At 60.4% G+C, this 25,380-nt stretch carries 23 protein-coding genes and 1 other RNA gene; 8 read left to right on the forward strand and 16 right to left on the reverse strand.

Annotated features, from left to right (window positions below):
* Window positions 1-241 precede the first annotated feature (241 nt).
* Window positions 242-1,390, reverse strand: a complete 1,149-nt coding sequence (locus Q5H93_RS16720) for a DegT/DnrJ/EryC1/StrS family aminotransferase (RefSeq protein ID WP_305007757.1) — start codon at window positions 1,388-1,390, stop codon at window positions 242-244.
* A gap of 180 nt (window positions 1,391-1,570) precedes the next feature.
* Here Q5H93_RS16720 and Q5H93_RS16725 point away from each other — a divergent pair, with 180 nt between their 5' ends.
* Entirely contained in the window at window positions 1,571-2,422 is an 852-nt protein-coding gene (locus Q5H93_RS16725) for a DUF6565 domain-containing protein (RefSeq protein ID WP_305007758.1), read from the forward strand.
* Window positions 2,423-2,485: 63 nt separating this feature from the next.
* Here Q5H93_RS16725 and Q5H93_RS16730 read toward each other — a convergent pair whose 3' ends face one another.
* From Q5H93_RS16730 to ffs, 5 genes are all read right to left on the reverse strand, one after another.
* Complete coding sequence (locus Q5H93_RS16730; RefSeq protein WP_305007759.1) at window positions 2,486-3,379, reverse strand: glycosyltransferase; 894 nt, start codon at window positions 3,377-3,379, stop codon at window positions 2,486-2,488.
* 25 nt (window positions 3,380-3,404) lie between these two features.
* Entirely contained in the window at window positions 3,405-4,088 is a 684-nt protein-coding gene (locus Q5H93_RS16735) for a cell division ATP-binding protein FtsE (RefSeq protein WP_305007760.1), read from the reverse strand.
* Window positions 4,089-4,097: 9 nt separating this feature from the next.
* On the reverse strand, window positions 4,098-4,301 hold the full coding sequence (locus Q5H93_RS16740) for a fructose-6-phosphate aldolase (protein ID WP_305007761.1): 204 nt from the start codon (window positions 4,299-4,301) through the stop codon (window positions 4,098-4,100).
* Window positions 4,302-4,402: 101 nt separating this feature from the next.
* Window positions 4,403-5,059, reverse strand: a complete 657-nt coding sequence (fsa, locus tag Q5H93_RS16745) for a fructose-6-phosphate aldolase (RefSeq protein ID WP_305007762.1) — start codon at window positions 5,057-5,059, stop codon at window positions 4,403-4,405.
* A 178-nt stretch (window positions 5,060-5,237) separates the two neighbouring features.
* An RNA gene (gene ffs / locus Q5H93_RS16750) (signal recognition particle sRNA small type) lies at window positions 5,238-5,335 on the reverse strand.
* Between the two features lie 242 nt (window positions 5,336-5,577).
* Between ffs and guaA the strand changes: the two genes are divergently transcribed.
* Entirely contained in the window at window positions 5,578-7,113 is a 1,536-nt protein-coding gene (gene guaA / locus Q5H93_RS16755) for a glutamine-hydrolyzing GMP synthase (protein ID WP_305007763.1), read from the forward strand.
* Window positions 7,114-7,246: 133 nt separating this feature from the next.
* Window positions 7,247-7,978: a type 1 glutamine amidotransferase gene (locus Q5H93_RS16760; RefSeq protein ID WP_305007764.1), complete on the forward strand. Its 732-nt coding sequence runs from the start codon at window positions 7,247-7,249 to the stop codon at window positions 7,976-7,978.
* A 152-nt stretch (window positions 7,979-8,130) separates the two neighbouring features.
* Here the strand turns inward: Q5H93_RS16760 and dgt are convergent, their stop codons facing one another.
* The 6 genes from dgt to Q5H93_RS16790 form a co-directional block, all read right to left on the reverse strand.
* The gene (gene dgt, locus Q5H93_RS16765) at window positions 8,131-9,507 is read right to left on the reverse strand and encodes a dGTP triphosphohydrolase (RefSeq protein ID WP_305007765.1); all 1,377 of its coding nucleotides are present in this window, start codon (window positions 9,505-9,507) and stop codon (window positions 8,131-8,133) included.
* Between the two features lie 122 nt (window positions 9,508-9,629).
* Complete coding sequence (locus tag Q5H93_RS16770; RefSeq protein ID WP_305007766.1) at window positions 9,630-12,656, reverse strand: M1 family metallopeptidase; 3,027 nt, start codon at window positions 12,654-12,656, stop codon at window positions 9,630-9,632.
* A gap of 104 nt (window positions 12,657-12,760) precedes the next feature.
* Window positions 12,761-13,051: a type II toxin-antitoxin system RelE family toxin gene (locus tag Q5H93_RS16775; RefSeq protein ID WP_305007767.1), complete on the reverse strand. Its 291-nt coding sequence runs from the start codon at window positions 13,049-13,051 to the stop codon at window positions 12,761-12,763.
* A 4-nt stretch (window positions 13,052-13,055) separates the two neighbouring features.
* Window positions 13,056-13,256: a hypothetical protein gene (locus Q5H93_RS16780; protein WP_305007768.1), complete on the reverse strand. Its 201-nt coding sequence runs from the start codon at window positions 13,254-13,256 to the stop codon at window positions 13,056-13,058.
* A 105-nt stretch (window positions 13,257-13,361) separates the two neighbouring features.
* On the reverse strand, window positions 13,362-14,471 hold the full coding sequence (locus Q5H93_RS16785) for a hypothetical protein (protein WP_305007769.1): 1,110 nt from the start codon (window positions 14,469-14,471) through the stop codon (window positions 13,362-13,364).
* 162 nt (window positions 14,472-14,633) lie between these two features.
* Window positions 14,634-15,311 (reverse strand): DUF1361 domain-containing protein, encoded by a 678-nt coding sequence (locus tag Q5H93_RS16790; protein WP_305007770.1) that lies wholly within the window; start codon window positions 15,309-15,311, stop codon window positions 14,634-14,636.
* Window positions 15,312-15,486: 175 nt separating this feature from the next.
* Here Q5H93_RS16790 and Q5H93_RS16795 point away from each other — a divergent pair, with 175 nt between their 5' ends.
* The 5 genes from Q5H93_RS16795 to Q5H93_RS16815 all read left to right on the forward strand — a co-directional run bounded on the left by Q5H93_RS16795 (window position 15,487) and on the right by Q5H93_RS16815 (window position 20,745).
* A complete protein-coding gene (locus tag Q5H93_RS16795) occupies window positions 15,487-17,247 on the forward strand; it encodes an ABC transporter substrate-binding protein (RefSeq protein WP_305007771.1) in 1,761 nt (586 codons plus the stop codon).
* Window positions 17,248-17,274: 27 nt separating this feature from the next.
* Window positions 17,275-18,576, forward strand: coding sequence for a glutamate-1-semialdehyde 2,1-aminomutase (gene hemL / locus Q5H93_RS16800; RefSeq protein WP_305007772.1), 1,302 nt, complete (start codon window positions 17,275-17,277; stop codon window positions 18,574-18,576).
* Window positions 18,577-18,613: 37 nt separating this feature from the next.
* Window positions 18,614-19,516, forward strand: coding sequence for a hypothetical protein (locus Q5H93_RS16805; RefSeq protein WP_305007773.1), 903 nt, complete (start codon window positions 18,614-18,616; stop codon window positions 19,514-19,516).
* Between the two features lie 39 nt (window positions 19,517-19,555).
* The gene (gene dcd, locus Q5H93_RS16810; RefSeq protein WP_305007774.1) at window positions 19,556-20,095 is read left to right on the forward strand and encodes a dCTP deaminase; all 540 of its coding nucleotides are present in this window, start codon (window positions 19,556-19,558) and stop codon (window positions 20,093-20,095) included.
* Between the two features lie 107 nt (window positions 20,096-20,202).
* Window positions 20,203-20,745, forward strand: coding sequence for a DUF4890 domain-containing protein (locus Q5H93_RS16815; RefSeq protein ID WP_305007775.1), 543 nt, complete (start codon window positions 20,203-20,205; stop codon window positions 20,743-20,745).
* 72 nt (window positions 20,746-20,817) lie between these two features.
* On the opposite strand, the gene gldC is transcribed toward Q5H93_RS16815, so the two are convergent.
* From gldC to gldF, 4 genes are all read right to left on the reverse strand, one after another.
* The gene (gldC, locus tag Q5H93_RS16820; RefSeq protein ID WP_305007776.1) at window positions 20,818-21,156 is read right to left on the reverse strand and encodes a gliding motility protein GldC; all 339 of its coding nucleotides are present in this window, start codon (window positions 21,154-21,156) and stop codon (window positions 20,818-20,820) included.
* Between the two features lie 138 nt (window positions 21,157-21,294).
* A complete protein-coding gene (gene dnaN, locus Q5H93_RS16825; protein WP_305007777.1) occupies window positions 21,295-22,419 on the reverse strand; it encodes a DNA polymerase III subunit beta in 1,125 nt (374 codons plus the stop codon).
* A 480-nt stretch (window positions 22,420-22,899) separates the two neighbouring features.
* The gene (gldG, locus tag Q5H93_RS16830; RefSeq protein ID WP_305007778.1) at window positions 22,900-24,630 is read right to left on the reverse strand and encodes a gliding motility-associated ABC transporter substrate-binding protein GldG; all 1,731 of its coding nucleotides are present in this window, start codon (window positions 24,628-24,630) and stop codon (window positions 22,900-22,902) included.
* A gap of 11 nt (window positions 24,631-24,641) precedes the next feature.
* Window positions 24,642-25,367, reverse strand: coding sequence for a gliding motility-associated ABC transporter permease subunit GldF (gene gldF / locus Q5H93_RS16835; protein WP_305007779.1), 726 nt, complete (start codon window positions 25,365-25,367; stop codon window positions 24,642-24,644).
* Between the last annotated feature and the right edge of the window lie 13 nt (window positions 25,368-25,380).

The following is a 25,380-nucleotide window of genomic DNA, read 5'->3' on the forward strand; positions in this document are numbered from 1 at the left end:
GACAGAGCCGCAAAGCGGCGGTACTATTTGCCTGGTGAATAGTGCCGCCGCTTTGCGGCTCATGCTGGTAATGCCGTTTGATACTACCAACATATCGCCGCTTCGCGGCTGGTTTGTAACAGAATTAATTAGCACCAATCCTTAAAATAATTTGATGCAAGCCAAGTAATGAAAATTAAGAAGCTAGCAGTCATGAGCAGGTAAAACAAATACAGTTTCTTGTAGCGCTGCATAGCACCGTCTAATTACTGAACGAATGGATACGCTCAACAATGTACTCCTGCTGTTCCCCCGTCAGTAGCGGGTGAATCGGCAGCGACAGCACTTCCCGGCACAGCCGCTCGGCCACCGGGAACTGGCCCGTGCGGTAGCCCAGGTATTCATAAGCCGGCTGGGCGTGTACGGGTAAGGGGTAATAAATCATCGTGGGCACGCCGCACTGCTTGAGGTACTGCTGGAGCTCGTCGCGGCGACCGTCGGCGATTTGCAAGGTGTACTGGTGGAAGACGTGAGTGCTGCGCTCGTCGCGGGCCGGGATGCGCAGGCCGGGCAGGGCAGCGAGGGCGGCATCGTAGCGGGCGGCCACGGCCCGGCGGGCGGCGGTGTTGGCGGGCAGGCGCATCAGTTTCACGCGCAACAGGGCGGCCTGCAGGGTGTCGAGGCGCGAGTTGAGGCCGATGCGCTGGTGGTGGTACTTGCGGCTCTGGCCGTGGTTGGCGAGCTGGTAGAGCAGTTGGGCGCGGGCGGGGTCGCGGGTGAGCAGGGCGCCGCCATCGCCGAGGGCGCCGAGGTTTTTGCTGGGGAAGAAGGAGGTGGTGCCGATGGCACCGACGGCCCCTGCGTAGGAGGTTTCGCCGCTGGCGAAGCGGAAGGAGGCCCCGATGGCCTGGGCGTTGTCTTCGATGAGCGGTACGCCGTGGCGCGTGGCGATGGCGCGCAGGGCTTCCAGGTCAGCGCATTGACCGAAGAGATGCACGGCCATAATGGCGCCGGTGCGCGGCGTGAGGGCGGCTTCGACGGCGGCAGGGTCGATGTTAAACGTGCCGGGTAGTACATCAACCAGCACGGGCTTCAAGCCCAACAAGGCGGCGGCCTCTAGCGTGGCTACGTAGGTGAAAGCGGGGATGATGACCTCGGCCCCGGCGGGCAGGTCGAGGGCCATGAGGGCCAGGGTGAGGGCGTCGGTGCCGTTGGCGCAGGGCACCACGTGGGTGCCGCCCAGGTACTCGCCCAGCTCGGCGGCAAAGCGCTGCACGGCGGGGCCCTGGATGAAGGCAGCTTCGGCCAGGGTGGCTTGCAGGGCTTCGTTGAGGGCGGGCTGCAGGGCGGCATGTTCGGCCGCCAGGTCAAGTAGTTGGATGGGGGAGGGCGGCGCAGGCAGAATGGACACGAGGAGCGGGGAAGAGGAGTTAGGCTCAAAGATAGAAACCGGCCCGGCGGGGCCGGCGGCACGGGCCGGAGATAACCCCGACCGGAAGCTCTGCGTTAGAAACGGCCGGCGGGCAGTTGCATTGCCCTGCTGGTTTACATTTTCCATCCGCTCCGTCCGGAGCCTTAGTTCTGAATTCCCATGCTGAAAAAGCACCTCACCCTCTCCGCCCTGGCCGCCGCGTTGCTGCTGGGCGGCAGCACCATCGTCACCAGCTGCTCGCAGGCCGAAAAGCAGGAAGCCTCGGCCGACAGTCAGCAGGCCTACAATGATTTCCAAACCTTCGTGGCCAATACCGAGGCCAAAGTTGATGCCGTGGGCGACGAACTGGAGGCCGATTACGACCGCGAAACTGCCGAGCTCAAGGCCGACTACGACGCCAAATCGGCCGCCGTGGATAAGTACGCCGAGCAGTACGACGACGCCCGCCGCCAGGAAATGCAGGCCCTGCGCGACCGTTACCAGGCCGCCTACGCCAAGCGCGAAGCCGCCTGGAACAGCCGCAGCACCGCTACCGCCGATGGCGCGGTGGTGATGGGCCAATACTACAAGCCCAGCAACCCCGCCGCTACGGTGACGGCCACCAACGCCCGCTCGGTATACGAAGGCTTTGTGTCTACTGTAAAAGCGCATAAAGAGCAATACGACATCAATGATTGGCGCAACGTGAACAATGAATGGCGCGCCCTCGACGAAGCCTACGACAAGGTGAAGGGCGACATTCCGGCCCGCGACCTGGCCGCCATCCAGAAATCCAAGCTGGAGTATGCCGGGGTAAAATCCTGGGATAAAACCAAACTGCGGGCCGAGCAGGGCGCCGATGCCGTTAGCAGTGAGGCCAAACAAGAAACCGCCGAAGCCAAGGCCGAAACTGCCGATGAGCGCAGCAAAGTGCGCCGGGCCGCCGACAACACCGCTCACGACGTGAAGAAAGCCGGTAAAGCCGTTGGCGGCGCCGTAAAAGACGTGTTTGACGGCAAGGACGACAAATAACGCGTAGTTCCGAGATAACCCACAAGACCGGTTTCCTACTTTTAGGAGGCTGGTCTTTTTCGTTCAGTCTAACTCGCGCAGCAGCCAGTAGAGCTTCAGCAAATCAAGGTTTCGTAGGCGTGGCTGAGCTGACAGCAACTGCCGTCGCAACCGGGACGCCACTACGTACAATGTAGTGAGTGCCAATGCCCCCAGCCCCCGCCGCCGCAACTGCAATGCCGTTTGGAGCAGCCGCGAATCGGCACCCAACCCGTCTTCCCGGTAGACCTGGGCCAGATTGCTCACTGCCTGCTCACTTTTAGCCAGAAACACGGCCGCAGGCTCCAGGCCATCGTGTAACACCGGGTTATCGAGGTGTAGCACCGGCACCTTCGCCGCCGCCAGCTCTACGCCAAATTTCGTGTCTTCGTGGCCGTAGCCCGTCAGCCGCTCATCCAAAGGGAATTGCCGAAAAACGTCGGCGCGAATCAGCGCGTTGTTAATAGTTAATTGGCCATAAAGTGCCGCCTGGCGCACGGCGGCGGGCCGCGCCTCGCGCTCCCGGCCGTAGAGCCAGCGCAGGTATAAGGCAGCATCGGCGGGCGGGGTGGCTTCGTAGCAAGTGCCCCCAATGAGCACGGCCGCTTGGTGGCGGGCCTCAGCGTAGCGGGCCAGAAATTGCTGGTCGGGCAGCAGACTGTCGTTGTCGAGCAGCAGCAGCCACTCGTGTTGCGAGGCGGCTGCCAATTGATTGCGCACTTTGGCGCGGCCCACATTCTGTGGTAATTCGCGGTAAACTACCCCTGGTAAAGCTGCTAACAGCCGGTTTTGAAGTCGAAACTCTTCCGCCGAGCCGTCGTCCAGTAAAATAATTTCCAGCGGCCCCAGCCAGTCGGTGCGTTGGTCCAGCAGCGAATCAATTAATTCGGTAACTGCTCGATTATACACCGGAATTAATACCGATAATCCGGCCGCCATTTTCTTAATTAATAATTACTAATTATTAATTAAGACTCCTCGCCGAATCCAGTAGCTGCCCATCCTTGCAGGTCAGCACCCGGTGCGGATATTTATCAATCAACTGAAAATTGTGCGTCGCCATCAGAATAGCGGTGCCCGAATTATTAATTTCCGCAAACAGCCGCATGATATCGTCCGATACTTCGGGGTCGAGGTTGCCGGTGGGCTCATCCGCCAATAACAGTACTGGCTCATTGAGCATGGCACGGGCAATGACCACGCGTTGCTGCTCGCCGCCCGAGAGGCGGTGCGGCAGGCGGTTGGTGGCGCCCGTCAAACCCACGCGGCCTAGTACGTCGATGATGCGCTGCTGCTTGCTGGTCTTGGTTTTCCAGCCCGTGGCGTTGAGCACGAACAGCAGGTTTTCGGCCACCGTGCGGTCTGAAAGGAGCTGAAAGTCCTGAAATACAATGCCCAGTTTGCGCCGCAAGTAGGGGATTTTGCTGGCTGGCAGCTTCGGCAATGCAAAGCCAGCCACGGTGCCGCTACCACTTAGCAGCGGCAAATCGGCATACAAGGTCTTGAGCAGCGACGACTTGCCGGAGCCCGTGCGGCCCACCAGATAGGAAAACTCGCTCTTTTGCAGCGCAAACGACACGTCGGCCAGCACGGGCTGTCCTTCCTGCTGAATAGTCGCTTCGCGCAATTCCAGTACGGGCTCAGTCATAAGCGGGGTTTACAGCGCCAACGGGCGCAATTTGCCGAACTCCAGCCCTTCAATCACTGCCGCCAGTTCAGTTTCCTTGCCCTCCAGGCCGTAGCGGTGCAGGTCTTTCAGGGGCCGGTCGGCGCGGAAATAGGCAATGAGCACAAACTGCTCGTCGCGGAGCTGAATGTAATCGGGGATTTTGGCCTTGCCTTTTACTTTGATGATGTACACGATGGGGAAGTTATGAGTTAAAAGTTATGAGTTTTGAGTTACTGGTTACGAGTGGTCGACAGACAATTCATAACTCATAACTTTTAACTCATAACTCACCATTACGCGTTTGCTTTCTTGTGGTCGGCCAGGAAGGTGGCCAGGCCACTGTCCGTCAGCGGATGCTTCAGCAAGCCGGTGATGACGTTAAGCGGGCAGGTCACCACGTCGGCGCCAATTTCGGCGCACTGGATGAGGTGCGGGACGTGGCGCACCGAGGCGGCCAACACTTCGGTGGCATAGCCGTAGTTACCGAAAATCTGCACGATTTGCTCGATGAGCTGCAGGCCGTCGGCTCCGATGTCGTCGAGCCGACCCACGAACGGCGACACGTAGGTGGCGCCGGCTTTGGCGGCCAGCAGGGCCTGGCCGGCCGAGAAAATCAGGGTGCAGTTGGTGCGGATGCCTTTGTCGGAGAAGTACTTGATAGCCTTCACGCCGTCCTTAATCATGGGCACTTTCACCACGATGTTGGGGTGCAGGTCGGCCAGTTCCTCGCCTTCGCGGATGATTTCGTCGTAGGTGGTGGCAATCACTTCGGCCGAAACGTCGCCGTCGCAGATTTCGCAAATCTGGCGGTAGTGGGCCATCACGGCGTCCACGCCTTTGATGCCTTCTTTGGCCATCAGCGAGGGGTTGGTGGTTACGCCGTCGAGTACGCCGAGGGCTACGGCTTCGCGGATTTCGTCGAGGTTGGCGGTGTCGATGAAGAACTTCATGGGGGAGGGGGTTGGTAGTCGGTAGTGAGTACGTAGTAGTCAGAACAACTCAGCCGGAAAATCGGCTTACCGACTACTGAATACTTCCTGCCGACCAAAAAGGATTCGGCCCCAAAGCTACTCACTGCATCGCCAACTGACGAACGGAGCAAACCCTGGGGCCGACACGAAAAGACAAAAAAAAGCAAGCCAAAATCGCACCGCTACAACCACCTACCCTTGCTACCTTCCGGTCCTGGGGGAGTTCAGCAGGAGCTGGTCGTTCTGACTTGCCGCTGCAAAGGTACGCAATGATTCAGCGAGAACAAAGCTCCCCTCCTTGGAAAGGAGGGGATGTGAGCCGCGAAGAGCGGCGAACGGGGGTGGTTCGCCCGTCGGAACGAAGCCCGAACGAAAGTAGCCCAGCGTATTACATCACCCACCAACTTTCTTGCCCGAACCAACCCAATTTTTGCCGCACAAAAATATCCCCTCCCTGAAAAGCAGGGGAGCTTCGTGCCCTACCTTTGTGCCCCAATATGGAACGACTCATCATCCTCGATTTCGGCTCGCAGTACACGCAGCTGATAGCACGACGCGTCCGCGAATTGCACGTGTTTTGCGAAATCCACCCCTACACCCACGCCCCGGACCTCGTCATCAGCGACGATATTCGGGGCGTTATTCTTTCCGGCTCGCCCTGCTCGGTGCGCGAGGAAGATGCGCCCAATCCTGACCTTTCGCACATTCTGGGCCGGGTGCCGGTGCTGGGCGTGTGCTACGGCGCGCAGCTGCTGGCCTACCAGGCCGGGGGCGAGGTGCTGCCCGCCACCATCCGCGAGTACGGCCGCGCCCGCCTGACGGAGCTGAACGCGGGCTCGCCGCTGCTGGCCGATATGCACCAGGATTCGCAGGTGTGGATGTCGCACGGCGACACGATTAAGAGTCTGCCGGCGGGCTACGACATCATCGCCAGCACGCCGGAAGTGGCCGTGGCCGCCTTCCGCATCGCGGGGCAGGATACTTACGGCATCCAGTTTCACCCCGAGGTGACGCACTCCACCGAAGGCAAGCAGCTGCTGCGCAACTTCGTGGTAAACATCTGCGGCTGCGACCAAAGCTGGACTTCGGAGCACTTCGTGGATTCGGCCGTACTGGCGCTGCAAAACACCATTGGCCCCGACGACCAGGTGATTCTGGGCCTCTCGGGCGGGGTGGATAGCAGCGTGGCGGCCCTGCTGCTGCACCGCGCCATCGGCCCGCGCCTGCACGGTATTTTCGTGGACAATGGCCTGCTGCGGCAGGACGAGTTTGCCACCGTACTTAAGGCTTACGAAGGTCTGGGTCTGAACGTGACCGGTGTGAACGCCGCGCCCGAGTTCTACGCCGCGCTGGAAGGTCTGACCGACCCCGAGCTGAAGCGTAAGGCCATCGGCCGCACGTTTATCGAAGTGTTCGACCGCGAGGCGCAGAAGGTGCAGGGCGCCCGCTGGCTGGCGCAGGGCACCATTTACCCCGACGTTATCGAGTCGGTATCGGTGAAAGGCCCGGCCGTGACCATCAAAAGCCACCACAACGTGGGCGGCCTGCCCGAGAAGATGAGCCTCAAAATTGTGGAGCCGCTACGCATGCTCTTCAAGGATGAGGTGCGTGAGGTGGGCGCCACGCTGGGCTTGCCGGGCGAAATTCTCAACCGCCACCCCTTCCCCGGCCCCGGCCTGGGCATCCGCATCCTGGGCGACATCACGCCTGAGAAAGTAGACCTGCTGCAGCGCGCCGACGGCGTGTTTATCAACCTCCTGAAACAGCACAACCTCTACGAGCACGTGTGGCAGGCGGGCGCCATGCTGCTGCCCGTGCAGAGCGTGGGCGTGATGGGCGACGAGCGCACCTACGAGCGCGTGGTGGCCCTGCGCGCCGTGACCAGCGTGGACGGCATGACCGCCGACTGGGCGCATCTGCCCTACGAGTTTCTGGCCGAGGTGAGCAATAAGATTATCAACCAGGTGCGCGGTATTAACCGCGTGGTGTACGATATTTCGAGCAAGCCGCCAGCGACGATTGAGTGGGAATAGGGCTTTTGTCATGCTGAACGCAGTGAAGCATCTTATCACGCTGGGACGGTTTAATTACTGCATCGTTCCAGCGTGATAAGATGCTTCCCTGCGTTCAGCATGACAGTTCTTTTATAAGCACAAGCTAAAAAACATGAATTGGCATTGTATTCAACACCAACCTAATGAAGGCCCCGGTCATGTAGCCGAGTGGCTGGAAGACAATGGTCATTCGCTGGCATTTACCAAGCTATTTGAACCCAATCCAACGTTTCCGGCACCGGCTGATTTCGACGGGCTGCTGATTCTGGGCGGCCGGATGAGCGTTGGTGACGAAGCGGCCTTTCCCTGGCTGCGGGAAGAAAAGGAGTTTCTGCAGCAAGTGCTACGCACAGGCAAAATCACGCTGGGCCTGGGGCTGGGCGCGCAGCTGCTGGCCGAGACCCTGGGCGGCGAGGTACGGCCCAACCCGGAGCCGGAAATCGGGTTCTGGACGGTGCGGTTTTCGAGCCGGTCGCTGGAGCATCCGTTGCTGCGCGGGTGGCCCGAGAAGGCGGCCGTGTTGCACTGGCACCGCGACACGCTGACGGTACCGCCGGCGGCGATGCGCGTGGGGATGTCGGCAGGCTGCGCCACGCAGGGCTTCGTGTGGGGCGACGGCGTGATTGGCCTGCAGTTTCACCCCGAGATGACGCGTGAAATGGCCGAGCAGCTGATGCTTTCGGAAAGCCACGAAACAGCGGCCGAGCAGGAATTTGTGCAAACGGCCGCGCAGATTCGGGAGCGGCTGAAGTCGGTGTGGAAAGGGCGGAAATTGCTGGAGCAGCTACTGGCCAATATGGTGTGGCTGCACGAGGATGAAGCGGGGTTTCTGGCGCAGGGGTGATGGCGCGAGACTCTGCCCCGTGCCGACTGTTGGCCGGCCTCTAGCCGGCGCGGGACTGCGTGGCATGAATCGTTCTGGCGTTGCGGGCCAGAGGCCCGCGCATATCCGGCACGGGGTAGAGTCCCGCGCCATCACCCCTGCCGAAGAAGTGGCTAAAAGCCTTTCGGCAACTCAATCCCTTTGATGGTTTTGTAGAGGCTCAGGGCATTCTGGTCGGTCATGCCACTCACGAAATCGGTGAGCAGCAGAATCTGCTCGTAGGCCGGGGCCCCGGTCTGGGGGCCCACGGCGCGGAACTGGTTTGGGACCAAATCGAGCAGTTTGCGGGAGCGGTGGTTTTGCTGCATGTCGAAGGTAGCGGTGAGGAAGGCGTCGAGCAGGCCGCCGAGGACTTCGAATCCTGCCGCTTCAATTTCGAGCACGGGGCGCGAGCGATAGAGGCGCTCGATGCTGAGGCGCTGGACTTCCTGCAGGTCGGCGTAGCAGCTGACTTCCTTGATGAGGGGCTGGTCGTAGTGGCCGCGCAGGATGGCGGGGGCGTAGCGGGCAAAGAGATGTGACAACTCGTTGACCAGCTTGCCAATGAGACGGGCGCGGATGTAACCAAGCTCCTCGCGCCAGTCGTGCCATTGCACGCTGCCCTGGCGGCCGGGCGGGTCGTTGAGCATCCTTTTGAGAAGGGGCAGGCCGGTTTCGGGAGCGATGAGGCCGAGCTTGAGGCCGTCCTCGAAATCGATGATGCGGTAGCAGAGGTCGTCGGCCGCTTCGACGAGGAAGGCCAGCGGGTGGCGGTGGTAGAAGCCGCTGGCGGCGTCTTTGGGTAGCAGGCCCAGCTCCTGGGCAAGGTGGCGGAAGCGCGGGTTTTCGGCCTGGAAGTGGCCGTATTTCTTCTCGGAAGTGCCGCCGGTGCGGGCCGCGGCGGGCACGACGGAGGGCTTGGGGTACTTGGTGAAGGCGCCGAGGGTGGCGTAGGTGAGGCCCAGGCCGGCGGTGCCGGTGCTGTGGGCGGCGTAGGTGTGGGTGAGGATGCGGAAGCCAGCCGCATTGCCCTCGAAGTGCTGCAAATCGGCCAGCTGGGCGGGGGAGAGGCCGCCGAGGAAGCGCTGAGCGACCTCGCTGGTGAAGTAGGCCGAGATGGCGTCTTCGCCGGAGTGGCCGAAGGGCGGGTTGCCGATGTCGTGGGCCAGGCAGGCGGAGGCTACGATGTCGCCGCAGTCCTGGTCGAAATTGGGCAGGGTGCGGGTCAGCTCGGCGTCATTTTCCAGTAGCAGGCGGGCGGCCTGGCGGCCCAGGGAGCGGCCCACGACGGCGGTTTCGAGCGAGTGGGTGAGGCGGGTGTGCACGAAGTCGGTTTCGGGCAGGGGCATCACCTGGGTTTTACGCTGCAGGCGCCGGAAGGCCGACGAGAATACCACCCGGTCGTAGTCCTGCACGAAGGCGCCGCGCACCGGGGCTGCGTCGGCGGGCGGCAGCTGCTGGTTGGGGTAGCGGCGCTGGGAGAGGAGTGAAAGCCAGAGGGTAGCGGACATAATAGAGAAAGTAAAACGTCAAAAAACCAGAACGTCATGCTGACGAAGGAAGCAGCTTATTACGCCAGCCCAATTCGAGCGTAATAAGCTGCTTCCTTCGTCAGTATGACGTTCTTCTTGCGCTACCGCGTGAGCTGCTTGTCGAGCTGGCGGAAGGGGCTGTACTGGCTTAGATTTAGGACAAAGCGAATGTTGTCGGTGAACTGCTGGCGGCTCTCGGGCAGGCCGCCGAACTGGGTGCCGGCCACGGGAATGTAGAACTCCAGGAAGTTGCGGAACAGCGGCACGGTGAGGCCGGCGTCGTAGAATAGTTGATGATTGAGCACATCGGAGCCGGCGTAGCCGTAGGCATTAATGGGCTGGCTGGTGCCGCCGAGGTCGGCAAATACGGCCAGCGGCAGCCCGGGCACGTCCACCTGCAGGTTGAGGGCAGCCAGCCACTTATCGCTGGCTACCGGCACAACCGCCTTGAACCCCCCGTCGCGGTTGTCGGTCTGGTGATTGAACTGGGTGAAGGTGTTGGAAATCTGCTGGCGGTCGAGGAAGGCCGTTTGGCGGCGGTAGTCGAAGCTGCCGCTCAGGCCCATCAGGAAGCCGGGCTGTTGTGATAGGAAGCCGCCGCCGAAGGCCCGGAGCTGGATGCGCTTTTTGGGCGCGTAGAAGTGCTGCCCGGTTACCTCGGCGCGCAGCAGAATGGCGGCGTCGCTGTTGTCCTGGGTGTCGTTGGCCAGCAGGCGGTTGAGCTCGGCGTGGGCCGTCCAGGGGTGGCGGGCATTGCCGCCGCGCACACTGTATTCCAGCGACACAATATTGCTGGTCTGGTCGATGTCCTGCAGGTCGATGGAGCTGAGGGCCAGCTTCACCTGGTGGTAGGGGCCGTAGCCCACGCGGTGCGGCAAATCGAAGCGCAGGCTGGGCTCAATCTTGAGGTAGCGCTCGAAGCGCTGGGCCAGAATGCTGGCCGTGAGCTGGCGGGCGCGGCGGCGGGGCAGCACGTTGAGTTGCAGGTTGGCGATGCCGTTGAGCTCGTTGCGACTGAAGCTGTACATGGGCATGGCCAGGTACTGCAGCTGCTTGGGCACCAGCGGGCTGTTGTAGAAGGCCGCGCCCAGCATGAATTTATCGGAGGTGTTGGCGCCCAGCACCGGCATCCAGTTGATGGCAGCCTGGTCCCAGCGCTCCACGCTGGCCAATGGGCGCAGGCGCAGCCGCTCCGAGCGGTCGAAGAGGCCGTTTTCGAGGCGCAGCCGGTCGTTGCGGCGGTTGAGCTGGGGAGTGAGGTAGCCGGCATCCACCACCAGAGCCGCGATTTTGTCGCGCTGTACCCGGAAGTCGACCTGGCTGGTTACTTCCTCTTCGGGGTCTTCTTCGACGTTGCCGAAGGGCGCAGTCCACTGCGTTTCGAGGATGTTGCCCTGGGCATCGACGCTGGAAACCGGCACCGACCAGGGCGTGGTCGAGCTCGTGGTGGCCAACACTTTCACCACGTCGGGGAAAGTGGCGATGGCGAATACGTCGGCGTCGTAGTGCTGGGTGCCGGTCAGCATGTCCTTGAAAAACCAGCCCAGCTTCTGGCCCGTGCTTTCCTCAAACACGGCCTGCATGTCCTCGGGGTAGGGGTGCCGGAACTGCCAGCGCTGGTAGTACAGGCGCATGGCCTGGTCGAACTTTTCCTGCCCGAGGTAGCCCGCCAGATACTTGAGCAGCGAGGCCGTTTTCTGGTACACCACGAAGCCGTAGTTGAGCGAGGTATAGTCGGCCGACGAGGGGCCCTGCACCGGCTGGTCGAGGCCGCGGCTGGCCAGCATCTGGTAAGGCACCTGGGCCAGGGCGGCCGGCGGCAGCTTGTCGATACCGAGGCGGGCACTCATTTTGGGCGATTTCAGGATGGACGCCATCCCGCTGGATTTAAGCGTGTCGAGCTCACTCACGCGGTTTTCGGTGTAGGAGTTCACGCCCTCGTCCATCCACGGAAAGTCGCGCTCATTGGACCCCAGGATGCCGTAGAACCAGTTGTGGCCTACCTCGTGCACGATGGCGCCGGGCTGGGTCACGGTCACCATCGGGTACTCCATGCCGCCGCCGGCCACCAGAGCGCCATCCACGGCCGTGGCGCTGGCGTAGGGGTAGTCGCCCACCCAGCGCGAGTAGTAGGTCAGGGCGTCGTTGACATCCTGCAGGCCCTTTATCCATTTCTGGGGCTCCTTGTTGGTGAAGAGTACCATCGACTGCACGTTGCGGCCCGAGGGCAGCGTCACGCTGCTTTGCAATACGTGGAAGCGCTTGTCGGCAAACCAGGCGAAGTCGTGCACGCGGTCCTGCACGTAGCGCAGGGTTTTGGTGCTGGCATCGGAGGGCGGAAAGGCCATGTCCTTGCCAAAATCCTCCTTGGTTTTCTTGGTCACGTCGGCCAGCGCCAGCTGGGCCAGGCGGGCTTTTTCGTCGGGGTTTTGCAGCTCGCCGGTGGCGCCTACGGTGTAGTTGGTGGGCAGCGTAATGGTGACATCAAATGAGCCAAACTCCGAATAAAACTCGCCCTGACTCAGGTAGGGCATCGGGTGCCAGCCGCGCCGGTCGAGCACCGCTGGCTTGGGGTACCACTGCGAAATCTGGTAACTCTGCCCCACGTGCCCGAGCCGCGAAAACGAGCCCGGCACCTGCACCCGAAACGGCGTGGCGATGGTGGCCGTGGCGCCCGGCGCCAGCGGCTGCGGCAGCACCAGCTTGGCAATGTCGGGGTTCATCGGGTCGTATTCCAGCCTGGCGGGCTGGCCGTTCACCACAAAATTCAGGCTGTCGATAGAGCCGCGCTGGTTGGGCTTGGCAAACTCAAACTTGAGGCTGCCGTGCCGGCGTTGCTCGGCCGCGAAGGCCGTATGGTTGTCGCGGTAGGCGTTGGGCCAGAGGTGAAACCAGATGAATGTCAGCGGCTGCGGTGAGTTGTTGGTGTAGGCCAGCTCCTCGCGCCCGCGCAGCTGATGCTTGCGGTCGTCGAGCTGCACGTCGATGGTGTACTTGACCTCTTGCTGGAAGTAGGGCGCGGCCGGGGCCACGGCCGTGGTTTTAGGTTTGGATTTGGGAGTGGGCTTCTTCTGGGCGAAAGTCAGAACGGGTAGCAGCAGAAGCGGAGTGAGGAGCAGTTTTTTCACGCAGCGGGAAAATGGAGGGCAGCCGAAGCAGTTCGGGCCGACGAAAGTACGGCCGGGGCGGGCAACACCCAGAAACTGCGGTCCTCAAACTCCAATCAATTTGCTCAAGGGAAATACCGGTACATCTCTTTCCGGTGCAGTAGTCGAATCAGACGTAAGGCTGGCCCCGTTGGTAAAGTATCGATGGCAAAGCCCAGCCGGAAGTCGCCCAGGCGAATGCGATAATATCCGTCGAAGCCCTGCATCTTTTTCACATCCCCGGCATTCGCCAGCACCGCTTCAAGGGTAGGCCATTGCTGTAGTTGCGCCAGTAGTGCTGCCGTTTTCTCCTTGATACGCTTGTCGTTCAGCCGCTGCACATCTTTTAAGAATGTGCGCTCAAACTGCAATTCCATCAGCTTAGCTCTGCAAAGCCTGCCACACGTCCGTTGCGGGTACCAGGTCGTGCTGGTCGCCTTCGCGCATTGCACTACCCAAAGCTGCTTCTTCCAGAAGCTCGGCCAGTACGTCCATGATTGCGGCGTCGCGCTGCTGCAGCATTTCAGTCAGCGTCGATTTTAGCGCCGCCCGCAGGGCCTCGTCGGGGATGGTTACTTGCATGGTAATCGAAGTTTGCAGTAAGAAAAGTTGTTGCCAGCGGAATAAGTTTCGCTTCTTCCGCTGGCAACAAAGAAAATACGCAATGCAAGATAGGCCGCCGGGCTTTTAAAACACAAAGTTGAACGCCCCCTGTGCCAGCACCCCGCGCAGGCTGCGGCTATCGCCGTGCAGCGGCACGAAGTAGCTGCCCTTCAAGTCGAGCAGCACGTGCTTGGTTTTTACCACTTCCACGCCCATACCCAGATTGAGGTTCGGAATGAACTCACTGCGGGCCCCCTGGCGGTTGGCAATGAAGCCGCCGAGCTGGTAGCTGGTGTAGAGGTTGCAGAAGCGGCGCTTGCCCCGGCCGAAATTGCGCGGGTAAAAATCCTGCCCGAAGTTGATGACGGCCATCTCGTTGATAAACGATGAATCGGATGGTTCCGCCCTGGGGCTCACCGGCTTGTAAATGCCGAGATTGAAGTAGCTCTTGCCGCGTGTCACGAGGTATTTGATGGAATAGCCCTGGTAGCGGGCGGCGCTCAGGCCCAGCTTGGGGTTGGCCACGAACAGGTAGCCAAACTCCACGCCCGGCATGTTCACGAAGTTGACCTTGCGGTTGGCCACCGGGAAGCTCACCTCATCGAACAGGCGCAGGGTCACGTAGGCGTGGCCCTCATGCTGCGCGTAGCGACTGCGGTCGAGGCGCTGGCGGCGCAAGGCGGCCTCGTTGGCGTCAATCTGGGTTTGCAGTTCTAGGGCTTTGGCCGAGCTGGGTTCGGCCAGCAGCAGCTTTTCCTGCAGGCGCACCAAGCGCAGCGAGTCGGCCCGCACTTCGCTTTTCTGCTCCTCCAGGCGCGGTTCCTGGTTGCGGCGGTTCAGGTTGTTTTCCTGCACGTAGCCGAAGGTGCCCACCAGCGAATCGAGCGCCGGCACGGCGCTGAGCGGCAGCGAAAACTCCGCTACCAGCTGCTCGGGGGTTTCTTCTTGCTTCTGCAGCTGCGTGGCCCGGCGCCGAATGAAATTCAGCGTGGCCGCCTTCGTTTCGGGGAAACGAATGGTGCTGATGGTCATCGTCTTTTGGGCTTCATACGAAGCTGCCCGGTCGGCGAAAGAGGCCTGGGCGGCCGCCGGTCCGGCCAGCAGCAGCGCCAGCACCGTGGTACCCATCCAGAAAATGAGCTTGGTCAGCCAAGCGGAGCTTCGGTCGGCCGAAGCGAGGAATTGTGCGTTCATGGCTCAAACTTATTGGGCCGATGGACGCCGCACACCATCTGTGTCAGACTTTCGCGGGTAAAATCAGACTTCGATTTTGCTTAAAAAGCCGCTGTGATTTTCCAAGCTACTATTTGATGGTCAATATGTTTTATCGGGAAAGTGCTTTTTTAGTCAAGGACTTTATAAATCTTCCTTCTGCGCCCGGCCCAGCGCCCGAATCGTAGCGTACCCCACCAGCAGAAACACGCCAAACACTACCGTCACGCCCCAGGTGCGCGGGTAGGCGAAGGGGTGGACAAACCGGTCCACGATGTCGTAAAACAGCGTCAGCGGGTTCGTTACCACGTACCAGCTATTAAAACGCAGGTAGCGCCCCAGATAAATGCCGAAGCTGCTCAGCATCAGGGCCAGCGTGGCAAATGCCCAGCCCGCCCCGAAACCCAGGCGGCGCTGCACCAGCTGCTGCATGTCGCTCAGCGAGGCATAGGCCAGCATCAGGCCGTTCCAAGCGCAGCTCATTATCAAAGCTAAATCGTACCACAGCGGCACGTCCGGCCGGGTGTCGAGGTGAAATAAATCGGTGATGATGTAGGGCGCATTGGGAAAAAACAGCAGCCATATCGCGCCTACCGGCAATAAAAGCCGCGCCCGCAACCGTCCCCGCGCCAATCCCAGCAGCGTGCTCAAACCGTAGGGCACCAACGCCAGAAACAAATTCCAGAGCATGAATACGAAGTGCCAGCGGCCAGACAATACCACGCGCCCCGCTACCAGCAACACGCTCAAGGCCACCGATAACGCCAGGACAAAAAGGAGCGTTAAACGCGGGCGACTCAGGGAGAGGGCAGAGGGCTGCATGGGCAATAAATAAGGGGGCAGGAGGGAAGATAACGCCGAAAAGGTCGCAGCAAGTATCGTTCCGGTTGCTACTTATAGGAATTCGGGCGGGGTTTGTGGCTAATTTTGCCCACCTTTCCGCATGGTTAGGCTAACTCGCTTCGGTTTGATGATGTTTTTTTCTCCGCTTCGGAAAATGGCAACTGGTGCGGTAATGGGCTTGCTGGTAACGGCTTCGGCCCTGGCCCAGCCCGCTGGCACCACCAAGCTGGCCACCAGCCCGGCCGCGCAGGACCTGCGCTACCGCAGCGGCAAATCCCAGCTCGACCAGGGCCACTACGAAACTGCCCTCAAGGAGCTGGAACCCCTGGCCGCGCCCGCCGCCCGCTTTGCCCGCGCCGCCGATGCGGCCTATCTCAGCGCCGTGGCTGCCGCCCGCCTCCGGCAGTGGCCCGAAGCCGAACAGCTGCTCAACCTGTTGCGCACTGAGTATCCCACGTACCCCAACCTGCCTGATGCGCTGTTTCTGCAGGGGCAGGTATCGTTTGAGCAGGAGGATTTTGACACTGCGCTGAAGGCGCTAGCGCAGCTTCCCGCCGACCGCTTCACCACCGAGCGCGAGGCTATGAAAACGGCCTATCTGTCTCGCATTCAGGACCGCGCCACCTGGCAGCGCCTACTCAAGCGTTACCCCGCCGATGCCACCCTGGCCCGCGCCTACGCCGAGCGCCTCGGCCCCGGTGGCCTCTTCACCGAGGCCGACCGTCCCCAGCTGGAAGAGCTGATAACCAAATTCAACCTCGACCGCAGCCGCTACGCTCCGCGCCCCCGCGCCGCCCGCAAAAGCAGCTACAGCGTGGCCGTGCTGCTGCCCTTCGAGCTCAACGACCCCAGCTGGCAAACCCAGCGCAAAAACCAGTTCGTCACCGACCTCTACGCCGGCCTGCGCCTGGCCCAGGACTCGCTGGAGCGCGCCGGCCACCCGGTGCAGCTATTCGCCTACGATACCGGCGCCGACACCCTGAAACTGAAGCAGGTGCTGGCTCTGCCCGAGCTGGGCAGCATGGATTTGATTGTGGGGCCCATCTATAAATCGGGCGCCAAGCTGCTGGCCCGCTACGCCCGCGAGCACCAGATTGCCTGCGTCAATCCGCTGTCGCAGGACGCTGATTTGGTAGTAGATAACTCCTGGCATTACCTCTTTAGTCCCAGCGCCGCGACGCAGGGCCGGGTAGCCGCGCAGTTTGCCCTTACGGCCTTCGGCAGTGGCAAGCCCGGCATTATTCTGCACGAAGACAGCAAGGACGAAGCCGATTTTGCCGCTGCCTACAAGGAAACCTACGAAGCGCAGGGCGGCAAAATCAGTGCCCTGCGCCGCTTCAATCCCGATGTGGATGAAAGCCTGAAAGCGGCCTTTGCCGGCCTCGACCTGGGCGGCGCCAGCCACCTCGTAGTGGCCTCCGACAACCGCCGCACCGGTCCCTACACAATGACCGCGCTGTCTGCGCTGGGCGTGGCCCAGCCCGTCCCGTCCAAAACGCCCGCCACCCCCCGGCCCGTGCCGCCGCCGGTAGTGGCGCGCCCGCCGCTGCTCTGCCCTGCTTCCTGGCTCGATAACACCCGTCTCGACATCGAACGACTCGGTGGGCCGGGCGTATATTTTATTCACCCCAAGTATTATAACGACCAGGCATTGGGCTTTCGCCGCTTCCGCCAACTGTACTTGGCGCAACAGCATCTGCCGCCTTCCGTGTTCGCCAGCCAAGGCTTCGAGCTATTGCTGTTCTTCGGTACCACTCTCCACCAATACGGGCCTAATTTCCAACCCAGCCTGGCCACCGCTGGCCCTGTCACCGGCGCTGTTTTCGAAGGTGAAAGCTACGCTAACGGTGCGCATGATAATCAGCTAGTGCCCATCACCAAGCTCGAAAATCTGGAGCTTCAGGTGGTGCGGTAAAACTTCGTTTCGCTTTACTCTTGCCCAATGCTCAATCAAACCACCTCCGCTGCCCTTTTCGACCGTGCCAAAGCCCTCATTCCCGGTGGCGTAAACTCTCCGGTGCGCGCTTTTCGTAGCGTGGGCGGTGGCCCTGTTTTCATGCAGTCGGCCGAAGGTGCCTGGCTCACCGACGTCGACGGCAACCGCTACGTTGATTTTATCAACTCCTGGGGACCAATGATTCTGGGGCATGCCCCGGCCGTAGTGCTCGATGCCGTGCGCGAGGCTTTGCCCCATTCGCTGAGCTTCGGCGCGCCCACCCGGCGCGAGGTCGAAATGGCCGAGCTCATCCGCGAGATGGTGCCGGGCGTGGAAAAAGTGCGGCTGGTAAACTCCGGCACTGAGGCCTGCATGTCGGCCATCCGGGTGGCGCGGGGCTACACCGGACGCAGCAAAATTATTAAATTCGAGGGCTGTTACCACGGCCACGGCGACGCCTTCCTCATCGCGGCCGGTAGCGGTGCCCTCACGATGGGCGAGCCCGACTCGGCCGGTGTGACAGAAGGCGTGGCGCTGGATACGCTCACTGCGCCCTACAACGACCTGGTGGCCGTCGAAGCCCTCATCGCCGCCAATCCTAACCAGGTGGCCGCCCTCATCCTGGAGCCGGTAGTGGGCAATATGGGCCTGGTGCCGCCTGCACAGGGCTTCCTGCAGAGCCTGCGCGAGCTCTGCACCCAGCACGGCATTGTGCTGATTTTCGACGAAGTAATGACCGGTTTCCGCCTCGCGCGGGGCGGCGCGCAGGAGCTGTTCGGCATCAAGGCCGACCTCGTGACGCTGGGCAAAATCATTGGCGGTGGCCTGCCCGTGGGTGCTTACGGCGGCCGTGAGGACATCATGAACTGGGTGGCACCGGCGGGCAAGGTATACCAGGCGGGTACGCTTTCCGGCAACCCCCTGGCTACCGCCGCTGGGGTGGCCCAGCTGCGTTATTTGCACGAAAATCCGAGCATTTACGAGCAACTCAACACTACTACCACCCGCCTGGCCGACGGCACCCGCCAGATTGCTGCCGAGCTGGGCCTGCACTATACGGTAAACCAGGTGGGCTCCATGTTCAGCCTGTTCTTCACATCGGAGCCGGTAACTAATCTCGACGATGCCAAGAAGTCGGACACGGCGGCTTTTGCCCGCTATTTCCACGCCATGCTAGAGCGCGGTATCTACCTGGCACCCTCGCAGTACGAGACGCTGTTTGTCTCCACTGCCATCACCGACGAGCTGGTGGACAAATACCTCACGGCCTGCCGTGAGTCGCTCATTGAAGCTCACAACCTGAGCTAGTTTTATGCTAATAGCTGTTGGCTAACAGCTTTGAATAATGCCCACGCTCATGCCCAAATCCGGTTTCCTGCTCACGCTGTTCCTGCTGCTTCGCCTCACGGCCTTCGCCGAAACGCCGGCTGAGGCCAATAAGCGCCTCTTCGACAAAACGGTGGACGAGCTTAACTTCCGCACCTTCGAAACGGTGTATGACAAGTCGTTTACCCGCGGCAAATTCCCGTTGACGCTCCGCACCGCCGCCGCCCGCAAGAAATTCGATGGCTTCGGCGATAACAAGGGTCTGAAGCAGTTATTCCTGAATTATAATGGCATTGCCGAACGCTACAAATCGCGCTTCGGCAATGGGCCGATGACGCTGGCGGAGTTCGATAAACAACTCAACAGCATTCTGCTGGACAAGAACTTCGAGTTCTTTATCCATAACCTGCCGCGCGACGAGCGGGTGGCCCTTATCCGCGCCGAGCAGCGCCTCATCAAACAGGCCGCCGCGCAGTTCAACGACTCTGGCAACCCCGAAGACGTGGCCGCCGTGCCCCCCGCCGACGTGGATGCCGACGCCCCCGCCGAAACCGCGCCCCTCACCACCCACGGCGACGCTGACGCCGAGGCCACGGTGGTAACCGACGAGCCGCCCGTAGCTACGCCCGTCGGTGGCCCCGCCCCACGCCACGACTGGCTCGACTATTTCACGCTGCTGCTCAGCCTGGGTAGCTTCCTGGCGCTGCTGCACCTCATCGTCAACGTGTTGCCCACGCTCAGCCGCCGCGTTAACAACCTAGCCTACGAGCCTGAGCCGGAACCCGAGCCCGAAACCCCACGCAGTCTCTTCAACCGCCTGCGCCCCACGCCTTCCACCGACCTGCACGATAATTACGAGGACGACGAAGAGGAGGAAGAAGCACCTCGTTCGCGCTACGACGACGACCGCGACGACCGCTAGCACGTCACCCATCCACCACCCCACCAATCCACCATCCTTGTGATTCTAACCGACCAGCAAATTCTGGCTGAAATCGAAAAAGGCACCATCGTTATCGAGCCCTACGACCGCGGCTGCTTGGGTACCAATTCCTACGACGTTCACCTCGGCCGCTACCTCGCCACCTATCGCGACGCCGTGCTCGACGCCCGCCGGCACAACGAAATCGATACCTTCGAAATCGACGCCGAAGAAGGCTTTGTGCTGCAGCCCGGCACGCTCTACCTGGGCGTAACCGAGGAATACACCGAAACCCACGCCACCGTGCCCTTCCTCGAAGGCAAGAGCAGCGTAGGACGCCTCGGCATCGATATCCACGCCACCGCCGGCAAAGGCGATGTGGGATTCTGCAACCATTGGACCTTGGAAATCAGCGTGTCAATGCCCGTGCGGGTGTATCGGGGGATGCCCATCGGCCAATTAATTTACTTCACCGTGCAGGGCGAAGTCGTTACCTTCTACAACCGCAAGCAGAACGCCAAGTACAACGACAAGACTGACCGTCCGGTCGAGTCAATGATGTGGAAAAACAGCTTTTAAGCAGCCTTTCCTGAACCGTGCGGCGGTTTTGCCCGTTAGAAACGGGCACCGGCGCAGCTTTAGCTGGCCCGGAACTTGCGTATCTGTTGTCTAAAAAGCCTTCGACCATGAACCAGAAACCGCTTTTCGCCGCCCTGCTACTAGCCCTCGCCACCGCTCCTGCATTTGCCCAGCAGGCGCCGTCCGCAGCCGTGCAGGATAAAACTCAGCCTACCCCCCGCCTTAATCCCGTTGCCGAGCGTGCCGACCGTCTGTCCGACCGCATGGTGCGCGACCTGCACCTCAATGGTTACCAGGCCAGCCGCTTGCGAGCTATAAATGCCGATAAAGTGGCGAAGATGGCCGCCATCGAGCGTAAAAACGCAGGCAACGCCAAAGTTATTGACGATGAATGTCACGGCGTGTGCAAGGAACGTGACAAGGAGCTCCAGGCTGTGCTTAGCAACGACCAGTATAGCACGTACTTCGGTGCCCGCTCCACTTACTACAAATACGACCGCGACTATGCTAATCAGTCGGCCAGCATCCTGCTAGCCGAATCGGTGCAGAATCCTGCGCCCATGCGTGCCAACGATGCCGTAATTTCCCCCACTACCAAAAAGACGCCACGGCCTGCTGGCAATCTGGGGCGTAACGCTCGCTTAAAGTAAGCAAAGGCTTGACTATTGAAAAAACCCTTCCATTTTGCAATGGAAGGGCTTTCTTGTGCGTTGCAGTGACGGTTATTGCTGCTGCTGCTCCTGCTTGTCCAGATACAACGAAAGCTGCTTGCACAGGGCCCGCATCTGCTCGGCCATTTCCTTATCGCCGGTGGCTGTCACGATGTTTTCTGCCATCGAGCCAATGTTATCGACCACGAAACGCTTCATCTCGTCCACTGGCATGTCCTTGGTCCAGAGGTCGATTTTCATGGTGCCGGCCTGCTCCCGGTCCCACAGCGCAATGTTGATGGCCTTGGCAAAGTGAATGTTGGGCCCCGCATCGGTAGCCGACCAGCTAATGGCCTCAGGCACTTTCTGGTCGTCGAGAGCAATGCTGAAGCGGATTTCTGATTTTTTCATTTTTCAAAAGATAAAAAGAACGTCATGCTAATGAAGGAAGCATCTCGTCGGCAGTAGCAACCTCAATCTTGAGAATTAGTTGCGCGGGCGAGATGCTTCTTTCGTCAGCATGACGTTCTAAGTAAGCACAATCGTTAATTAAACGTAGTTATTGAGCATCACCGGCATCACCAGCATCAGAATGCTCTCGTTATCGTCGGCAAGTGTGGGCATGAGCAGGCCGGCGCGGTTGGGCGTGCTCAGCTCCAGCGTAATTTCATCCGAATCAATGTTCGACAGCATCTCGATGAGGAAACGGGCGTTGAAGCCAATCTCCATGTCCTCACCGTCATATTGGGAAGCCAGGGTTTCCTTGGCTTCATTGCTGAAATCCAGGTCTTCGGCCGAAATCACTAACTCCGAACCAGCCAGGCGCAGGCGCACCTGGTGGGTGGTTTTGTTGGAATAGATGCTGATGCGGCGCACCGAGTTCAGTAGCTCCTGGCGATTGATAATGAGCTTGTTGGGGTTACTCACCGGGATAACGTTCTCGTAGTCGGGGTAGCGCTCGTCGATGAGGCGGCACACGAGGCGCATCTGGTTGAAGGAGAAGAAAGCGTTGCTCTGGTTGAACTCCACTTTCACCGGCGTAGCCTCGGAGGGCAAAGTGCTCTTCAGCAGGTTGAAGGCCTTGCGCGGGATGATGAGGTTGGCCGTCTGGCCGGCGCCCACGTCCTGGCGGCGGTAGCGCAGCAGGCGGTGGCCGTCGGTGGCGACGAAGGTAACCTGGTTATCAGCCAGCTGCACCAGGATGCCCGTCATGGCCGGTCGCAGCTCGTCGGTGCTCACGGCGAAGATGGTCTTGTTGATGGCGCGGGCCAGCGACGACGAGGGAATCTCAATAGGTGCCGAGCCCTTCACCACCGGCACGCGGGGGAAGTCGGCGGCATTCTCGCCCGCCAGCTTGTAGCGGCCGTTGGACGAGGCAATTTCGATGGTGTAGGTCTCCTCGTCCAGCGTGAAGGTCACGGGCTGGTCGGGGAGGTTTTTGAGCGTATCGAGCAGGATGCGGGCGGGAGCAGCAATGCGGCCGGTGTCGCGCGCTTCCACGGGCAGCTCGGTAATCATGCTGGTTTCCAAATCGGAAGCCGTGATGGTGAGCTTGCCGGCTTCGATTTCGAAGAGGAAATTCTCCAGGATGGGCACCACGGGGTTGTTCGTAACCACGCCGTTGATGCTCTGCAACTGTTTGAGCAGCGCCGAGGACGAAACAATGAATTTCATGCGAGAGGAGGGCTTTGGGATGGAGGGCAAAGATACGCGGCCGGGGCGGGGTTTGGAAGGGAGCTTCGCTTATTTGCTGTACGATTTACTGGAGGTAAAAATTAGCTGATAAAACCCAACAGAAAAGAGCCCTTAGTGAAAGTGCTTATTGCCTTTGGAAGGTCCCAAGTCACTCAGAACAATCTCTAGTCGTTGCCATAGCAACGTTCCGACGGCGATTAAGTCGGCACAGCTATGCGACTCATCAACATCGAACTCATACTCATCCGTCCTACTCGGGTCATGGATTTCCCTGATAAGGACGCGGAACTGTCCATCAAGTAGTTTGACAGTTGCCGTTCCATAGATATTAACGGTGGGTAACTGAAGGTTATAATGTGCGCTTTGCTCTTTGCCTTTTCAAAGCGCGCTTTCGACCAGTTCACGCTTTGTGAATTTAGGTTGACGCTCCTGATTATAGCTCATTATTCAGGCTTACAGTCAATATTGTGCCCCAAACGACGCATACCGCCGCTTGCGCCGCCACACCCGCACGGCGCCAAACAGCGCCAGCAGCGCCAGCGGCGCGCCGATATTTAGCAGCTGCCAGCCGCGACGCTGCTCGGCCAGCTTCACCTTGTCGAGGGGGCGGAGGGTGATTTGCTTGCCGCGCACGGAAATGAGGCCACTTTCGTCGAGCAGATAATCGGTGGCGTTGAGCACCAGCTCACGGTTAGCAAACTCGGTGTTGGCCAGCCGGTCGTAGCCCAGGCGGTAAGGCTTGCCGGTTTTGGCGTCGATGTCGGAGCGGATAAAATCGCCGTCGGCGATGAGAAGGACTTTGGATGGGCGCGCCTCGGCTGCTTTTTCGGGCTGAAACTGCATGGTGCCCGGCTTGGCGCGGTTGGCGTAGAGCGAGGTGAACTGGCCTTCGAGCAGGTAGCCCACATTCTGGAAGCTGTTTTGGTACAGCTTCGGATTGGGCTCCAGGCGGGCATCGTTGAAGTTGATGGGCACCGGGGCGGGCAACACCCGCGTGTAGCGCGAGGTGCTGAGCAGCGCCGTTTTGCGGATGCCGGCCGCCTTCACTGTATCGATATTGCCCGCAAATTTCAGATACACTGCGTCGAGGTTGCGGGTGATAGGGTGCTTGCTGAATTTGTTGATGAGCGGGTAGAGCTGCCAGGGCATGGGCTCGATTTTGGGGCGGTTGCCGTCCATGCCGGTCACCAGCGGAATCTGGCCGCTGTTGAGGTCCAGCACCAGGTTCTGGTTCAGGCGCACACCGTATTTGAAGAACAAGTCGTCCAGGTTCAGGTCGTAGGGCGTCGCCAGGGCCACGCCGTTGCGGCTCACGCTGTCGAGGTCTACGCGCAAGGCATCCACGAAAAACAGCGCCCGGCCGCCCTGGGTGATAAACTGGTCAAGCTTGAATTTTTCGTCTTCAGAGTAGGGTGTTTTGGGCTGGGCCACCACCAACGCGTCCAGCGCTTTCAAGTCGCGCACTTTGCTGAGGTCGACGCGGAACACGTCGTATTGCTGCTGCCAGGCGCCGAGCATGTCGCCAGCCTGCTCATTGGTGAGTTCGTCGTGGCCCATCACTACGCCCAAGCGCTTGCGCAGGTCGGGCGTAAGCACCCGAATGGCGTTGGCTAGCTCGTATTCCAGGCCCTCAATGCTTTGATTGAGGCGCACTTCGGGGGCTTCGGCTTGGTTGCCGCGCAGCAGCAGCACGTTTTTGCTGCGGCCGTTGAGCGTGACGGTGGCCCAGGGGAAAATGATTTTCTCGACGCGCTTGCCGTTTTCAGTCGCGCCGAGGTTGGTGGGTTTCAGACCTTTTTTGAACAGACTGGTATAAAATTCACTACGGGCCGCTTCGGTGCTGGCGGCGCTGGGGTCGATAAAGATGAAGTGCAGATTGGAACCGCCGTACACTTGGAACTCGGTCAGGGTTTCGCGCACGGCCTGCTCCAGACGGCGGAAGGAAGGAGGGAAGTCGCCGGTGAGGTACACCGTCACCGTCACTGGCTGCTGCAGGTTGCTGAGCAGCTTTTTGGTGGCCGGCGACATGGTGTAGCGCTTTTCCTCCGTCAAATCGAGGCGGAAAAAGAAGCGTTGAGCCACGAAATTGAACAGCAGCAAGCCGCCCAGCACGGCCACAAAACGCAGCAAATCGCGGCGCTTACGCGAAGGCACTGCCGCAACGGCAGGAGCAGGGAGAGAATCAGCCATTGTTTGTTCCATTACCAGTTCCGGCTGCGCAATACTACCCGCGTGGCCTGCAATGCCACGGCCACCACGCTAAAGAAATAAACCAAGTCCCGCGAATCGACCAGGCCCTTACTCAAATCGCGGTAGTGTGCCGCAATACCCAGCTGGCTAACATAATATGCAGCGCTACCATCCAGCACCGAGGCCAATGAGTCGAAGCCCGAATACACCAGAAAGCACCCAACCACCGCCACCAGAAACGCAATAATCTGGTCGCGCGTGAGCGCTGAAGCCAGGATGCCAATGGCCGCAAACACTGCGGCCAGCAGCGCCAGCCCCAGGTAAGAGCCCACCGTAGCAGCTGAGTCGATGTTGCCCTCGGGGCTACCCAGCTTATACACCGAGAAGTAATAAAGCAGTGTTGGAATCAGCGCCAGCAAAGCCAGTAGAAAGCAGGCCAGGTACTTGCCCCCAATAATCTGCCCATCGGTGAGCGGGCGGGTGAGCAACAGCTCGATGGTGCCTGCCTTTTTTTCCTCGGCAAAGGTACGCATGGTGATGGCTGGGATGAGAAACAGGAATATCCACGGCGCCAGTCCGAACAGCGTCTGCAGGTCGGCGTAGCCGTAGTCGAGCACGCTGCTATCCGGAAATACCCAGACGAACAGGCCGGTAGCCACTAGGAACACGCCCAGCACCACGTAGGCGACGGGCGAGTTCAGGAAGGAATTGAATTCTTTGCGGAGAATGGTAAGCATTGACGTGTGTCGT

This window comes from Hymenobacter aranciens (genome assembly GCF_030580865.1).
GTDB lineage: Bacteria > Bacteroidota > Bacteroidia > Cytophagales > Hymenobacteraceae > Hymenobacter > Hymenobacter aranciens.